General features: G+C 66.9%; 12 protein-coding genes and 3 pseudogenes. 6 read left to right on the forward strand and 9 right to left on the reverse strand.

Features of this window, described 5'->3' with window-relative positions; translation table 11 throughout:
- Positions 1-5: 5 nt before the first annotated feature.
- The 5 genes and pseudogenes from hisH (at position 6) to ACQY4K_RS08170 (ending at position 3418) form a co-directional block, all read left to right on the forward strand.
- Positions 6-644 (forward strand): imidazole glycerol phosphate synthase subunit HisH, encoded by a 639-nt coding sequence (gene hisH / locus ACQY4K_RS08150; RefSeq protein ID WP_428395051.1) that lies wholly within the window; start codon positions 6-8, stop codon positions 642-644.
- Position 645: 1 nt separating this feature from the next.
- Positions 646-1939, forward strand: a pseudogene (gene hisA, locus ACQY4K_RS08155) (1-(5-phosphoribosyl)-5-[(5-phosphoribosylamino)methylideneamino]imidazole-4-carboxamide isomerase).
- Entirely contained in the window at positions 1933-2703 is a 771-nt protein-coding gene (gene hisF / locus ACQY4K_RS08160; protein WP_428395053.1) for an imidazole glycerol phosphate synthase subunit HisF, read from the forward strand. Before hisA ends, hisF begins: the two are co-directional and overlap by 7 nt.
- Positions 2700-3056, forward strand: coding sequence for a phosphoribosyl-ATP diphosphatase (locus ACQY4K_RS08165; protein ID WP_428395055.1), 357 nt, complete (start codon positions 2700-2702; stop codon positions 3054-3056). Before hisF ends, ACQY4K_RS08165 begins: the two co-directional genes overlap by 4 nt.
- A complete protein-coding gene (locus ACQY4K_RS08170) occupies positions 3053-3418 on the forward strand; it encodes a histidine triad nucleotide-binding protein (protein WP_428395057.1) in 366 nt (121 codons plus the stop codon). Before ACQY4K_RS08165 ends, ACQY4K_RS08170 begins: the two co-directional genes overlap by 4 nt.
- 6 nt (positions 3419-3424) lie before the next feature.
- On the opposite strand, the gene ACQY4K_RS08175 is transcribed toward ACQY4K_RS08170, so the two are convergent.
- The 3 genes from ACQY4K_RS08175 to ACQY4K_RS08185 all read right to left on the reverse strand — a co-directional run bounded on the left by ACQY4K_RS08175 (position 3425) and on the right by ACQY4K_RS08185 (position 8442).
- Positions 3425-6409: a ligand-binding sensor domain-containing diguanylate cyclase gene (locus tag ACQY4K_RS08175; protein ID WP_428395059.1), complete on the reverse strand. Its 2985-nt coding sequence runs from the start codon at positions 6407-6409 to the stop codon at positions 3425-3427.
- A 263-nt stretch (positions 6410-6672) separates the two neighbouring features.
- Positions 6673-6840, reverse strand: a complete 168-nt coding sequence (locus ACQY4K_RS08180) for a hypothetical protein (RefSeq protein ID WP_428395061.1) — start codon at positions 6838-6840, stop codon at positions 6673-6675.
- Positions 6841-7518: 678 nt separating this feature from the next.
- Positions 7519-8442, reverse strand: a complete 924-nt coding sequence (locus ACQY4K_RS08185) for a LysR family transcriptional regulator (protein ID WP_428395063.1) — start codon at positions 8440-8442, stop codon at positions 7519-7521.
- Positions 8443-8550: 108 nt separating this feature from the next.
- Between ACQY4K_RS08185 and ACQY4K_RS08190 the strand changes: the two genes are divergently transcribed.
- Positions 8551-9162, forward strand: a complete 612-nt coding sequence (locus ACQY4K_RS08190) for an FMN-dependent NADH-azoreductase (protein WP_428395065.1) — start codon at positions 8551-8553, stop codon at positions 9160-9162.
- A gap of 135 nt (positions 9163-9297) precedes the next feature.
- On the opposite strand, the pseudogene ACQY4K_RS08195 reads toward ACQY4K_RS08190, so the two are convergent.
- From ACQY4K_RS08195 to ACQY4K_RS08220, 6 genes and pseudogenes are all read right to left on the reverse strand, one after another.
- Positions 9298-10317: pseudogene (locus ACQY4K_RS08195) on the reverse strand (multicopper oxidase domain-containing protein).
- A gap of 74 nt (positions 10318-10391) precedes the next feature.
- Positions 10392-10656: pseudogene (locus ACQY4K_RS08200) on the reverse strand (multicopper oxidase domain-containing protein).
- Positions 10657-10793: 137 nt separating this feature from the next.
- Positions 10794-11192 carry a FixH family protein gene (locus tag ACQY4K_RS08205; protein ID WP_428395067.1) on the reverse strand — a complete coding sequence of 133 codons (399 nt, stop codon included), beginning with the start codon at positions 11190-11192 and terminating at the stop codon, positions 10794-10796.
- Positions 11189-13357, reverse strand: coding sequence for a protein-disulfide reductase DsbD family protein (locus tag ACQY4K_RS08210; protein ID WP_428395069.1), 2169 nt, complete (start codon positions 13355-13357; stop codon positions 11189-11191). The genes ACQY4K_RS08205 and ACQY4K_RS08210 overlap by 4 nt, the downstream gene beginning before the upstream one ends.
- 187 nt (positions 13358-13544) lie before the next feature.
- Complete coding sequence (locus ACQY4K_RS08215) at positions 13545-13997, reverse strand: DUF411 domain-containing protein (protein WP_428395071.1); 453 nt, start codon at positions 13995-13997, stop codon at positions 13545-13547.
- Positions 13998-14011: 14 nt separating this feature from the next.
- On the reverse strand, positions 14012-15412 hold the full coding sequence (locus tag ACQY4K_RS08220; protein ID WP_428395073.1) for a multicopper oxidase family protein: 1401 nt from the start codon (positions 15410-15412) through the stop codon (positions 14012-14014).
- Positions 15413-15428 lie beyond the last annotated feature (16 nt).

Raw genomic sequence — 15428 nt, forward strand, 5'->3', positions numbered from 1 at the left:
GAGGCATGATGCGAGTTTGCGTGGTCGATTATGCCGGCGGCAATCTCGCCTCGGCGGCGCGTGCGCTGGACGAGGCGGCGCGGCGGGAGGAGATCGCGGCCAGCATCGCGATCACCGCCGACCCGCAGGCGCTGCGCCGCGCCGACCGGATCGTGCTGCCGGGACAGGGCGCCTTTCCCGATTGCGCGCGCGGACTGGACGCGATCCCCGGCCTGCGCGACGCCATCATCACGTCGGTCGCGTCCGGCACGCCGTTCCTGGGGATTTGCGTGGGCATGCAATTGATGGCCGAGCGCGGGCTGGAGCATGGCACAACCCCGGGCTTCGGCTGGATCGCCGGAGAGATCGCGCCGATGGCGGCCGTTGGGCTGCGGCTGCCGCAGATGGGCTGGAACGAACTGCACTTCACGCCGGGCGCGCATCGGCTGACCGAGGGCCTCGCCGAGGGCGAGCACGGCTACTTCGTGCACTCCTATGCGTTAAGCGGCTACGACCCGAACGACCTGGTCGCGAGCACCGACTATGGCGGGACGGTGCCGGCGATCGTGGCTAAAGCCAACTGTGCCGGCACCCAGTTCCATGTCGAGAAGAGCCAGGCGATGGGCCTGCGTATCCTCGGTAACTTCCTACGCTGGACACCCTGAGATGCCGCCGGTGCTGCACGCCGAGCGGGTCACGCAGCTCGACGACGACGACATGCAGTCGCTGTGCGAGGCGACCACCGCCGCGATACTCGATGGCGGCGGCTTCGGCTGGGTTACGGCCCCCGGACGGCAGGTGCTGGAGCGCTATTTCCGCGGCCTGCTGCTGGTGCCGGAACGCTCGCTGTTTATCGGCCGGCTCAATGGGACCATCGTCGGCGCCACCCAGCTGGTGCGGCCGCCACGCAACAACGAGGCGCAGGCGATGAGTGCGACCTTGATGCACAGCTATGTCGCACCCTATGCGCGCGGCCACGGGCTTGCCCGCATGCTGACCCAGGCGGTCGCGGACAGCGCCCGCGCGATGGGCTACCAGGTGCTCAACCTCGACGTGCGCGAGACCCAGGAGGTCGCCATCCGGCTGTATGAAAGCCTGGGCTTTCAGCATTGGGGCACGCACCCGCATTATGCCCGTGTCGGCGGCCACACCGTGCGTGGCCGGTTCTACACGATGAAGCTGCAGGAGGGCGGCAAGCTCGATGGCTGATACGCTTCCTGGCCAACTGACGCTGTATCCGGCCATCGACCTCAAGGACGGCGCCTGCGTGCGGCTGCTGCGTGGCGCGATGGACAGTGCGCGGCATTATAACGACGACCCGGCCGCCCAGGCGGCACAATGGGCGGCGGCGGGGTTCGCCTGGCTGCACGTGGTCGATCTCGACGGCGCCTTTGCCGGCAGCGCGCGCAACGCCGAAGCCGTGCGCGCGATCCTGGGCGCGACCGCCTTGCCGGTACAGCTCGGCGGCGGCATCCGCACCATGGCGGCCATCACCGGCTGGCTGGCCGCCGGCGTCACACGCGTCATCCTCGGCAGTGCCGCGGTCCGCGATCCGGCGCTCGTGCGCGAGGCCTGCCGCCTGTATCCCGGACAAATCGCGGTTGGCATCGACGCCCGCGGTGGCCGGGTGGCAACGGACGGCTGGGCCGAGACCTCCGAGCTCGATGCCGCCGAACTCGCGCGCAGGGTGGCGGACGCCGGCGTCTGCGCCATCATCTTCACCGAGATCGCACGCGACGGCACCCTCGACGGCCTCGATCTCGAACAGACCGCGCGGCTCGCGGACACACTCCAGGTGCCGGTCATCGCCTCAGGCGGGGTCGGCTCGCTCGACCATCTGCGTGCGCTGCGCCAGGCTGCGGACACCAGCCCGGGCATCGCCGGCGTGATCGTCGGCCGGGCGCTGTATGACGGCAGGATCGACCCCATGGAGGCGTTGTCGGTGCTGGCCGGATGCTGAAGCTGCGGATCATCCCCTGCCTCGACGTCAAGGACGGCCGTGTGGTCAAGGGCGTGAACTTCATCGCCCTGCGCGACGCCGGCGATCCGATCGAGCAGGCGGCGGTCTATGACGCAGCCGGCGCCGACGAGCTGACCTTCCTCGACATCACCGCAAGCCACGAGCAGCGCGACACCATCCTCGATGTAGTCAGCCGCACCGCCGAGCGGATCTTCCTGCCGTTCACGGTGGGCGGCGGCGTGCGCTCGACCGAGGACATGCGACGGCTGCTGCTCGCCGGCGCCGACAAATGCGCGATGAACTCCGCCGCCGTCGCGCGCCCGGCGCTGGTCGCCGAGGCGGCGCGCAAGTTCGGCAGCCAATGCGTGGTCGTGGCGGTGGACGCGCGCGCAACCCCGCACGGCGGCTGGGAGGTGTTCGTCAATGGCGGCCGCGTGCCCACGGGGCGCGACGCAATCGCCTGGGCCTGCGAGGTCGAGAGCCTCGGCGCCGGCGAAATCCTGCTCACCTCGATGGACCGCGACGGCACCCGGTCGGGCTTCGACCTGGCGCTGCTGCGTGCCGTCTGTAAGGCGGTGCGGCTGCCGGTGGTGGCCTCAGGCGGCGTCGGCGAACTCGCGCATTTCGCCGAGGGCGCGCTTGCCGGCGCGTCCGGGCTGCTGGCGGCGAGCGTGTTTCATTTCGGCCAGCTCAGCGTCGATGACGTGAAGCAATCGCTGGCCGCCGCCGGCCTGCCAATACGTCCCATGAACGCGCGGCCATGAGCACGCCGAACCAGGCCGCCACCGCGGCGGTGCTCGACCGGCTGTTCGAGACCGTGCTTGCACGTCGTGACGGCGATCCAGCGCTCAGCCACTCGGCCCGGCTGCTGGCAAGCGGCCGCCACAAGGTCGCGCAGAAGTTCGGCGAGGAGGCGGTCGAATGCCTCATCGAGGCGGTCGCCGGCGATCCTGACAAGCTGACCCTGGAGAGCGCGGATGTGCTCTACCATCTGCTCGTGCTGTGGGTTGATGCCGGGCTGCGGCCGGCCTTGGTCTGGGCGGAACTGGAGCGCCGGCAGGCGATCAGCGGCATCGCCGAAAAGGAGGCAAGACCCCACAAGGAGGCAGCATCATGAGCGGCTACGATACCAACAACATCTTCGCCCGCATCCTGCGCGGCGAAATTCCCTGCGCCAAGGTCTTCGAGGACGAGTTCGTGCTCGCCTTCAACGACGTGGCACCGCAGGCGCCGGTGCATGTGCTGGTGATCCCGCGCGGCGCCTATGTGTCGTTCGCGGATTTCACCCTGCGTGCCTCGTCGGACGAGGTCTGCGGCTTCTTCCGCGCCGTCGGCTTGGTGGCGACCCAGCTCAACCTTGACGAGCCGGGATACCGGTTGCTCAGCAATATCGGGCAGGACGCGCACCAGCAGGTGGAGCATTTCCACGTCCACCTGTTCGGCGGCCGACCGCTTGGGGCAATGCTTGCAGGCTCCTAGAATACGTTACGTGCCTGAGCCTGGCGTGCCCGAGCCTGGCGCGGGGTCGTCCGTGGTCTTGTCTGCCCTGCTGGGCTCGATCCTTGGGTTCTCGATGACGCGGTTCCGGCCTCTCGTCTTAGCGTCGTAGAGGGCCTTGTCCGCGCGCCCGACGAGTGACTCCCAGTCATCACCCGGCACGGCCCATGTCAGCCCGATCGAGCAGGTCACGAGGATCACCGTGCCGGCCGCCCTGAACGCCTCCTCCTGGACTGCGCGATGCAGGTCGAGTATGCGCGCAGCACCGGTCCCGTTGCCGTCCTGCAGGACCAGCAGGATCTCCTCGCCGCCGTAGCGGCCGGCGAACTCGCCCCTGCCGATCACAGCGGCCACGAGACGTCCCATCGCGCGGAGCACGTCGTCGCCGCCCAAATGGCCGTGCCGGTCGTTGATCCGTTTGAAGTGGTCGATGTCGAGCAATGCTACGATCAGTTCGTCGCCCGCACGGCCGCGGGTCAAAGCCATGGCCAGCCTGCGCTCGATCTCGGACCGGTTGAGCAGCCTGGTCAGGCTGTCATGCGCCGCCTGGTAGTGCAGCTCCTCGGTCCGGGCCTGAAGCTGTGCTGTAGCCTCCGCGATATGACGCTTCAGGTCCGCCTGGCGGATCAGGACGACACGGAGCCGCAGACGCACGACCCCGTAGATGCCGCCGAGCGCGCAGAGTATCCAAAACGTTTCCGCCCACCACTGCCGCCACCAGGGGTAGGCAATGTCGATGACGAGGCTGCGGGGAGCGGAAGCCCGATGGGTGAGCTGGTCGACGCTGACCACGGTCAGCGTATGGTGGCCGGGCGGGACGAGCGCGTACCGCACGGCGCCGGTGGTCGTTTCAACCCAGGCGTGGTCGACCCCGGACAGGCGGTAGCGGAACATAATGGAGCGTTCCGCGGCATAGTCGGGTGTCCCGAACTGAAGCGATAAGGCCGCCTCCGTGTAGGGCATTCTGTGATCGCGAACCGGGCTGTTGCCGAGTAGTGCCTTGCTGATCAGCACCTTGAGTGGCTGGTTGGCAAACAGCGAGCTTGGATCCAGGAGATGCGTCAGCCCGCGGCTGGTCGAGATCCAGATCGACCCATCCGGGTCCTCGCGCAGCCCCAACTGCTGGACGTCGTTGGACAGCAGGCCGTTGTCCGCGTCCACGGAAGCCCAGCTCTCCCCATTGAACACGGATACACCGAGGTTCGTGCCAATCCAGACCCAGCCACGGTGGTCCACCATGACAGCCTGGATCGTGTTGCTCTGCGTGTCGCGGGTCGAGATCGCCTGGAAGGAGGTCACGTGATCGCCCGACAGGACGAGCTGAAACAGCCCCTCCGCGCCGCCGGCCCATAGACTACCGTCATGTCCAAAGGCCAAGGCCTGCGGACCGAAGCTGTGGGGCGGCCAGAGACCGGTCACCAATGCATCCGTGCCGTTCGCATGCCGATGACGCAAATGGTTGTCCGCGAGATAGTAAATCCCGCCGTCGCGATCGGCTATAACATCAAGCACCTGGGTGTGCGCCGCTGCCGCCAGCACGGCTGGGCCCGGCACATGCGCCCGGGCATCGACCCTGAACAAACCCGCCTCGGTGCCGATCCACATGAAGCCGGTCGGATCACGCAGGATCACGTCGACCGGCGGCACCGCGATCGAGCGGGTCGACCCGTCCACGGGATTGATGACGTATACACCCTTGGCACCATACGAGGCCCATAGATGTCCATGCGGCCCCGTCGCCAGGGCGAAGAATGGTCCGGGGACTACCCTGCCGACTTGCGGATAGCGCCCCCGACGCTGGATCTCGTCAATCCCGGTATCGGTGGCGACCCACATCGACCCGTCAGGCAGGCGAACCGATTGCCAGGGTAGGCCCGCGGACAGACCCTCTTGCTTGTCGAGGGTCTCCCACTTCCCGTAGCCGATCCAGCGCAGCAGCCCCCGCCCGTAAGCCTGCAGCCAGAACTGCCCGGTCGTGTCCGTCATCGCGCCGACAATCGTGCCGGACGGCGCACCCTCCGCGATCGACAGAGCCTGCCAGCCGCCCGCTCGCAAGACAGCCAGCCCGTGATCGGCCTGCGTGACCACGCTCCCGTCCGGAGCCCTGAACAGGCCGAGATAGTGGGTGTAGTTCAGGTATCGGTCACCCTGATCCGGGAGCTCGACCACGCGCCAACGACTGGATTCGGGAGTGAACGTCGCAACGGACGATGCCGACCTGGCGAGCACGCCGCCGCCATCCGCCGCGATAACATCCAGCCAGGGGCCGCCAGCAAGCCCGTCCGTCTCGCCATAGCACTTCACGGCGCCCGGATCGGCGGCGCAAATCAGGCCATCATCCGTCGTCTCCCAGAGATGGTTGCGGACCGAGAAGACGGCCTGCGCATTCCTCAGGAGCCCCTGCTCGCCACGGTCGTATCCCATGCCCTCGACATGCGGCGCCCGCCCATTCGACAGGACGATCCCGACTGTCGTGCCGCCGGCGAGCAGGACAAAACCGTCATGCCAGGGCGCAAGGCGGTGAGGTCTGTCGCTGTCGAACGAGATCCCGTCGTGACGGATCGCGCTGAAGGAAAGCGAGCTAGGCGGATGTTCAGCATCCGAAGGTCGGTCTGACACCAGCACCTCGTCGGAATACTCGACCGCCATCCGGCCTTCGGCCGACAGGGCCAAGGCATACACAATGCCGCCCGACCGCAGGCCTTGATCTGGCCCGAAGTTTACGAAACGCCGTCCATCATAGGCGAATACGCCATGCTCGGAGCAGACGAGGATGTAGCCTGCTCGGTCGTGCACCATGCAGGAGCCGCCAATACTCAGCAGCCCCTGATCGGCGTCGTAGGTGCGGAAGTTTGACCTGGCTGCGTAGGCCGGAAGCAGCCGCAATGTCAAAAGGACCACCACGGCGATGGCGGCCATGGTCGGCAGGATACGCTTCAGGAGCCGCACCGGCAGGCAGGCTGGTTCCGACACGTTGGATGAGGTCCCCCGACATCCCGCGCGATCAGCACACGTGCGAGAACGCGAGATGATACGACCACCGCATCAATTAACAACAAAATGATGAGACAAGACCCATCATATTTTATGGAAGGCCAGTTCCGTCGAGCAACGGCGTAGGCCGCTCCCTGATCGCCAGGGAGCAGCCTGCCTGCAGGCGCAGAGTGAGACAGGCGATCGTTGCGGATTGCTCAGACCGGAGCTTGGTAGCCGACCAGAGGCTCGTCTTAGACGTTTCAATAGTGATGTTTCATAAGCGAACCGAAGCCGCCGGCATCTGCAATAGTCACCAGACTCGGATGCTGCGCCGTCGTCTCTGCGCGGGTGGCAGCGGAGAAGCCGATGACGGCGACGAGAGCCGCGGCGCCACAGAGAGAAATGATGCGGTTCAGACGGGTTGTCATTTTGAGATATCCTGGATCAACAGGCCCCATGCCTGCGGTAAAGAGAACATAATCATCTCTTGGCCTGACGTGCAACAGAAAAAAGAGGTTTAAGAACGAGATTCGGTCAAAAATTTTAAGTAATCATCCTGAGCTTAGAAGTCTCTCTATTTATTGACCGCTTGTTTGCGGCAGGTTTATCTTGTCTTTAGCTCGGGACGTTCATTTCTATATTATTTACGTTGTTTGTGAAACTGCGTAGCCAAGCAGGCAACTGATCAGGAATGCTTCGCCTGGGCCGCTTTCGGGGGGAGGGTCGTTGTCGCAGTCGGCGGCCGGGAGCGCCTGCGTCAGGTGTTGGCGGTTTCACCGGAGCCGGACTGTTCCACTCGTCAGCGACCCGCTGGCCGAATGATGGGCGGCCGCCGACACGATCCTGCCCGCGGTTTCGCTGGTGTCGGTCGTCGCTTGTCGCGCACGGCGTTTCTGAACGTCTCGCCTGCAGCGCGCCTCGACCGTGGCGACACCGACAGCAAGGCCAGAGAAATATCCGTTATCTGCCGGAAACAGCACGGTTCCGGCGGCTTGATCGACGACCTGTCCGAGCGCCTTGGCCGGCGCCTGGCGCCGCTGCAATACCGTCTTTGCGTCGTCGCGGGTCCGTCTGGTCGCTCGTGTTCCAGGGTGTGCGACCCACCGCTAATCCACCGCGGAATTCAAACCGGGCTCGCTCATGAGCCATTCGCAGAGCCAGCGTGCGGCAGGCCCAAGTGCGCGATCCAGCCGGTGGATGAGCGCGATCTGCAACCCCGGCGGGGCGTTGCCATTCGCCCATGCCTCGGGCCTGAGCTGACGAAGCCGCCCCGCCTTCAGATCCTCCTCGACCATGTGCAGCGGCATTCCGCCCCAGCCCAGGCCACCGAGCAGCATGGCGTGCTTGGCCCCCAGGTCGCCGAGCCGCCAGGTACGGCTGGAGAGCACGCCGTGGTCGCGATTGCCGGTGCGGCCCGACTGATCCGTCAGCACGAGTTGCACATGAAGCTGCAGCGCGTGCGTGGGGATCAGCCCGATTACGGCCGACAACGGATGGCAGGGCGCTGCCACCGCCACCAGGGCGACCGTCTGGATCGGCTGGATGTGCAGCACCGGGTCCTGGGTTGCCAAGCTCACGGCAATGCCGAGCGCGCAGGTGTTGTCCATCACCAGGTTTGCGGTGGACCCCATCGAGGCGACAAAGATGCGCGTCGGCACGGTGGGATAATGCTCGCCGAACACGCGAAGGGCCGCGATCAGCCGGGCCATCGGAAACATGGCGTCCACCACCAGCGACAGCTCCGGCTCCAGCCCCTGCGTGATGCCGCGGGCCTGTTCGCGGAATGCGTCGACTTCCCGGGCGATCCGCACAGCGCGCGGCAGCAGCGCGGTTCCCGCCGCGGTCAGGCTCGGCCGGTAGCGCGACCGGTCGAACACCATCGTGCCCAACTGCTCCTCGAGCTTCTGTACGGCGTAGGTGACGGCGGACTGCGCCCGGTTCATACGCCGGGCCGTGGCGGAAAAGCTGCCCTCTTCGGCGACGGCCACAAACACCTGGATCTGGTCGAACGTGAGTCCGGAGACACTCATCCGCTCTCTCTATCAGCTTTGATGAAGGTGTTAAGCGGTTTTTTATCGGTTTTTTATAAAGGAGGATGAACGCAGATACAGCTTCGGTCCTCTCCACGGAGCAAACCCATGAGTCAAATTCTCCTTGTCCAGAGCAGTTCGAACCTGGGCAGTTCCGTCAGCCGCGATCTGTCGGAGGGTTTTGTTCGCGACTACCAGGCCGCCCATCCCGGTGCGACCGTCACCAGGCGCGACCTTGTCTCCAACCCGGTCCCGCATCTCGGCGTCGATCTTCTGGGTGCCATGTTCGGCAAGCCCGAGGCCTTGGACGAGGCGCAGGTGGCGGCACTCGCGATCTCCAACACGCTGATCGACGAGATCGCGGCCGCGTCCCTCATCGTCATGGGCGTGCCGATGTATAATTTCAGCATCCCCTCAGCGCTGAAAGCCTGGATCGATCATGTCGTCCGGGCCGGCCGCACCTTCGAGTACACAGCGAACGGCCCAAAGGGTCTCGTGACGGGCAAGAAGCTGGTCCTGTTCCTGGCTTCCGGCGGCGTCTACTCAGACGGTCCCTTCAAGCCCTACGATTTCCAGCAGACCTACCTCCGCACTATCTTCGGCTTTATCGGCATCACCGACGTGACGATCATTCGCGCCGAAGGCCTCGCTTTTGGCGGTGACAAGGCGGCGGGCGCAATCGCCGAAGCCCGTGTTCAAACAACAGCTATCACCGCCTGAAAACGACAGATGGAGTGCGCGCGAAAACACAGAGACAGAGCAACCAGTATCTCTCATGACCCACAATGCTCTGCTCTGCCATCGGGCTTCGCGGCGGCAATCCCGCGCTTAGCCATGCGGCAGGATTGGCGCCTCTCAGGCCACGATCACGGTGCGGAACATGCCGATCTCCATGTGGTAGAGGAGATGACAATGGTAGGCCCAGTGGCCGGCGGTATCGGCGGTGACCAGAGTGCTGAGCCTTTCGCCCGTCTGGACGATGACGGTGTGCTTGTGGGGGCGCAGTTCGCCCTGGCCGTTTTCCAGCTCACTCCATAGCCCGTGCAGATAAATCGGATGCTCCATCATCGTGTCGTTGATCAGGATGAAGCGGACCCGCTCGCCCAGCTTCAGGCGGATCGGCTCGGCCTTGGAGAACGTCTTGCCGTCGACACCCCACATGTAGTGTTCCATGTTGCCGGTGAGGTGCAGAGTGATATCGCGTGAGGGCGGCCGCCTGTCGCTGCCGGGGCGTGTGGCGCGCAGGGTCGGTATAGCGCAGCACCCGCCGATCAATTGTCCACGCCGATGCCGCGCGTCGGGGTGTGGCCGGCCAAGCTCATGCCAGACATGCCCTTACCCGACATGTCCATGTCTGACACGCCGCGCATCGCCATGCCGCCCATCCCCATGTCGGCCATCCCACGGATCGGCCGCAGGTCCATCGGCGGGATCGCCCCGGCCATGCCGGCGCGCGGGACAAGGGTGCCGCGCGCGAAGCGCGACCGGCACGAGTTCGTTGCCGTCGGCGGCGACTACCGACATCGTCAGGCCGGGTATTTGTACAGCGAAGAAGGTCATTGCCGAGGCGTTGATCAGGTGCAGACGCACGCGTTCCCCGGGACGGAACAGGCCTGTCCAGTTGCCGCCGGCGCCCTGACCATTGCGCAGGTAGGTGTAGGTGGCGCCGCTGACATCGGCGATATCGCTCGGGCTCATCCGCATGCCGCCCCAGAACAGTCGGTCGGCGATGGTCCGGCGCAGGCCCTCCCACTCGGCGGCGGCTACGAAGCTGCCGAGCGTACGCTGGCCGTGGTTATAGTAGTCGCTCTGCTGCTTGAGGTTGCTCACGATCGTCTCCGGATCCTGGTCGGTCCAGTCCGACAGCAGCACCACGTAGTCGCGACGGTGTGCGGCAGTGCGCCGCCTCGCGGCTCGACCACGAGCGCGCCGTAGAGGCCGGTCTGCTCCTACATGCCGGAGTGGCTATGATACCAATAGGTGCCGCTCTGCCGCCGCGGAATGCGGTAGGTGAAGGTCTCGCCGGGCATAATGCCAGTGGATCGAGGTCGGCACGGACAGCGTGTTGCGGATCCTGAGCGTTACCGTGTCGCCTTTGCGCCAGCGCGGCAGCGGACCAGGCAGCAGGCCGTTGACGAGAGTCGCGGCGGCGTGCCGCCCTGCGACATCGACCGTTCTCCGCCCGATGGTCAGGTCGAACAGCGCGCTGCTCAATTCGGAATAGCCGCAGATGTCAGGGTCCGCCTGCCACGCGGGCCCTGGAGTGTCGTGAGCGCGGCGGCGGCCGTCAGGCTCTGGACCGCGCGGCGGCGTGACAGATCGATCGTCGTTTTCACGCTCGTCCCTAAGATCTACGATTTCACGTCAACGGTCATCGTGCATCGGATCGTATCGCGACCCTTGTTGGTCGTGGCGATGACACCGACGAGCCAAAGGCCGCTCATCGGCGGCTCAAACGAAAGCTTGAACGCGCCCGGCGCCCCGTCACTCAGGGACAAAATTGGCGCGGTCATCTTGGGCATGCCACCTGGCTTCATGGTCGCCGTCACCTTGCGAACGAAGGCGTCAGCCACCGGCTTGTTGCCAGCGTTTTCGAGAATGCGGACGTGCACCGTTTCGTTGCCGGCGCTAAATATCGGCGTCCCCACCACCTCCAGCCGATAGCCGGGTGTTGCGGCGCGCACAGCGGCAGGAAGGCTCACTGCTGCTGCAAGCGTGACACAAGCGAGCCGTCCGATCCAGGGCTTCATTTCATCGCCTCCTTATGACTATCCCTACCAGCCTCGCGGACCCCATTCGCGACGGCGCCCTGAGTCAGCAACTCGGGCAGCGCGACACCCGCGGGCGCGCCGGGTCCATACACAACATCGAGCGGCACCCCGTAGCGGTGAAAACCCTGCAGATAGGCGGTGATGGCGGGATCTGGACGGGTCCAGTCGGCGCGCATCGCCAACACGCGGGGGCTGCGCAGCAGGCCGGCGGCCGGAGCCCGGTCGAGCACGGTGAGTTCGTTGACCTTGCAGGTCAGGCACCAGGCGGCGGAGACATCGACGAACACGATGTGGCCCTGCCCCAAGGCACGCCGCAAGGCCGCCTCCGTGAAGGGGCGCCACAGCCCGCCGCCGGGTTCGCGCGCCACGCGCGACGTCACCGGCCCGCTCAGCGCGGGCACCAGCACGGCAACCGCGGCGAGCAGCACGGCGGCGGTAGCGGCCATCCGGCGGCCGGACCCGGCAAGGCGCCGGCGCCACGCGAGCACGCCCAGCAACACAACAAGCAGCATGCCGGCCAGCAGCGCCATCGTCAGGCCGGCTTCGATGGCCAGCACCCACAGCAGCCAGGCCGCCGTGCCGAACAGGGCCAAGCCGAGGACGCGACGGAGCCCCTCCATCCACGCGCCCGGACGCGGCAGCCAGGCGACCAGGCCGGGCACGGCGGCAATCGCCAGGAACGGTGCCGCCATGCCGACACCGAGGGCCGCGAAGACCAGGGCGATATCGAGCGGCCCGCGTGCAAGCGCGAAGCCGAGCGCGGTACCGACGAACGGCGCCGAGCAGGAGGCCGCGAGCAGCGTCGCAAAGGCGCCGAGCAGGAACGCATCGCCGAGCTTGCCGCGCCCGCGCACCGAGCCGGCGGCCTCCGCGATGCTGCCGGGCAGCGCCATCGGCAGCCAGTCCCACAGGCTCGCCGCGAACAGAGTGGTCGCCAGCGCCATACCGGCGAGGAACCAGGGCTGCTGGAACTGGATCCCCCAGCCGATCGCCGCCCCCGCTGCCCGCAGCCCGATCAGGGACGCCGCGAGCACGCCGAAAGAGACGATCACGCCGGCGGCCGTGGCCAGCAGCCCGAGCCGCGCGGCACGCCGTTCGGCCCCGCCATAGCCGGCCAGCGCCAGCAGCTTCAGCGACAGCACCGGCAGCACGCAGGGCATCAGGTTCAGCACCAACCCGCCCAGCAAGGCGAGGCCGACAATGGCTAAACGCAATGTCCTGACGTGCAAGGCGTGGCCGGGCAGCGGCGGCAGGCTGCCGAGACGCGGCACCACCGAGACTTCAGCCGATCGCGCGCCGTCAACCAGGGTGAGGCGCAGGCGGCGCCCTGCCAGGGCACCAGCCGACAGGCCGCGGACCGGCACGCGTAGCGTCGCCGCGTCGGCGGACGCGTTCATCACGATCGCGGGGGCGTCCGGCGAGCCGTTGGGGGCGCCCTCGACGAACACGTCCGGGTGGCGCAGCGGCGCTCCGGAACTGACCAGCCGCAATGCAAGCACGGCGCCGTGCCTGCCCGGTGCTACCACGGCGTCGGGCAAGCTGAGCCGCGCGGCGGCAAGGTCGCTCGGAACGCGGGCGCGCGCCAGCGCGATCAGCGGTGCTTGCCGGCCCGGAACCGCGAGGCCCGCTGGCAAGGTGAGGTCCAGGCTCGCGTGGTAGGGAATGCACACGTTCTTGCAGGACGCATAATCCACCTCGGCGTGCAGCCGCAGCGTCGTGCCGGGATGCGCGAGCGTCACCGAGACCGGCAGCACCACCCCATCCTCGTAGCCGACGGTCTGCAGGCCGGCCACCGCCGGCAGGCGCTCCGGCGCTGGCCAGGCAACGGTCGCACTGGCCAGGTTCCGCGATCCCTGCCAACTGATCGTGGGGGCCAGGCCCGCGTCGCCCGGCGTCCGCCAGTAGGTGTGCCAGCCTGGTGTCAGGCGGAGCTGCAACCCGACATCCAGCCGCGTGCCCGAGCCGGTTGCCTCCACCGCCGAAATCAGCCGCGCCGAGCCATGCGCGTTGCGAGCCCAGGGGCCCGCCGCCGCAAGCGTCGGCCCACTGGCGAGCGCCAGCAGGAGCAGCGTGAGTGCTATGGCGCGCAGTGCCGCCATGCCGGTCAGCCCGGCCCCGCGCTTTGTCGCCGGTGGTGCCGCCACTGGCTGTTCGGAGCGCCGCCCGTCCGTTGCATCATGCCCATGCAGCCGTTGGCCATCATGCCGCGCTTTTGCGGTTGCGTGCCGCTAGCTGGATGCGTTTGCGCGAACGCGGGCAGGACGAGGGCACTGATGCCGGCGGCAACCACCCAGGCATATCGCCAATCGTGTCGGTGCATGGTCGGTGCCCTCAATCGACGTCGAAGATTCGTGGCGGCGCGCCGTCACGGCTGATCGCATAGACCGTCAGCGGGCCGGCCTTGTCGCCCTCCATGCCCGGCGATCCGGACGGCATCCCCGGCAAAGTAATGCCGACGATGTCCGGCTTGCCGTCGAGCAGCTTGCGGATGGTGGGCACGGGCACATGGCCGTCCACCACATAGGTCCCGATGAAGGCGGTGTGACAGCCTTGCAGCGCCGCGGGAATGCCCGCCTTTCGGCTGATCTCGGCAAGGTCGTTGGTCGGACGCACATCGACGGTAAAGCCATTGTGGTCGAGATACCGGGCATAGCCTTCGCAGCAGTCGCAGGACGGATTCTTATAGAGCGTCACCGGGATTGCCGGTGCCGCGCGCGCCTGCCGCCACATGGGCACGGTAGCGGCGCTCGCCAGCAGTGCCGCCGCGAATTTCCTTCGGGTCATCGGTCTCTCCTTGTTCAGATCACGTCGATGGTGGTCATCAAACCGCCGTCCTGGTGCTCCATGACATGGCAATGCAGCAGCCAGGTGCCGGGATTGTCGGCGACGAAGGCCACCCGCACATGCTCGCGCGGACGCACCAGCACGGTGTCGCCCCATGCGTCATGCGGCACCGGCGCGCCATTGCGCGAAAGCACCCTGAAGCTGTGGCCATGCAGGTGCATCGGGTGCCACCAGGCGGTCTCGTTGCGGAAGTCGAGGATGCAGCTGCGGCCGCGCGCGATGCGCAGCAGCGGCGGCATCGACATGCTGCCGTCCCCGGTCATCGACCGGTCGTTGATCGCCCAGGTGCCACCCCCCATCATGCGGCCCATGCCGCTCATCATGCCGCCTTGCAGGCGAACCTCCTGGAGCACGGCGGACCCAAGCTCCGGGCGTGGCACCGGGTTGGGCGGCAACTGCCGCGTCGCCGCGAGCGGATGCGGACGCAGCGGGGTGGCCTGGTCGTAGGCGAGCCGGGTCAATGTGTAGGACAGGCGTTCGTAGAAATCGTCGACGACCTGGTAAGTGCGGCCGGGCTCGCCCTGCATGTCCAGCATGATATCGACGCGCATGGCCGGTCCGAGCAGGATGCGGCCATCGGCCGGCTCGTGCGGATCGCACGGCTGGCCGTCCAATGCCACGATGACCGGCCGGTGTCCCTCAAAGCGCAGCGCCAGGATCCGGGCGATCGCGGCATTGAGCAGCCGCAGCCTGACCCGTTCGCCGGCGCGCACGGCAAGTGTTGCGGGCAGCCGGCCATTGATGGTGACGGTGTTGCCGACGCGTCCGTCCATCGCCGCTTCCATGCGGTTGTCGAAGCCGGGCACGATCTGCGCGTCCGGATCCAGCCGCCAGTCCTGCAAGGTCCAGACCAGGTCGCGATCGACCGTCGGCGGCACAGCCTCCTCGATGAGCAACGCGCCGGCAAGGCCACGGCCGATCTGTTCGAGGCCGTTATCGTGCGAGTGATACCAGAAGGTGCCGGCGTCCGGCGGGGTGAAAGCGTAGTCGAAGCGGCCGCCGGGCGGGATCGGCTTCTGGGTCAGGCCGGGGATGCCATCCATCGCGTTCGGCAGGCGGATGCCGTGCCAGTGCACCGTGGTGGATTGCGCCAGCCGGTTCTCGACCGCGGCATGGAACGGCTTGCCTTGCGGCAATCGAATGATCGGCCCGGGAGCCAGGCGATCGTAGGTCCAGAGTTCGGTCGCCGGCGTCTCGCCGCCGATCATCCGGACCGCGGCCGGGCCGGTTGTCAGCCGCGTGATGGTGATACCGGCGGGCATCGCGGCGGCCTTTGTCGCGGCTGCGGTGAAGGCGCCGGCGGCCGACAGCAGAAGCTGCCTGCGTGGCAGGGTCGCATTGGGCGTTAATGGCATGATGTCATCGTCCTCG

The sequence above is a fragment of the Lichenicoccus sp. genome (assembly GCF_965276875.1).
In the GTDB taxonomy this organism is placed as follows: Bacteria; Pseudomonadota; Alphaproteobacteria; order Acetobacterales; family Acetobacteraceae; genus Lichenicoccus.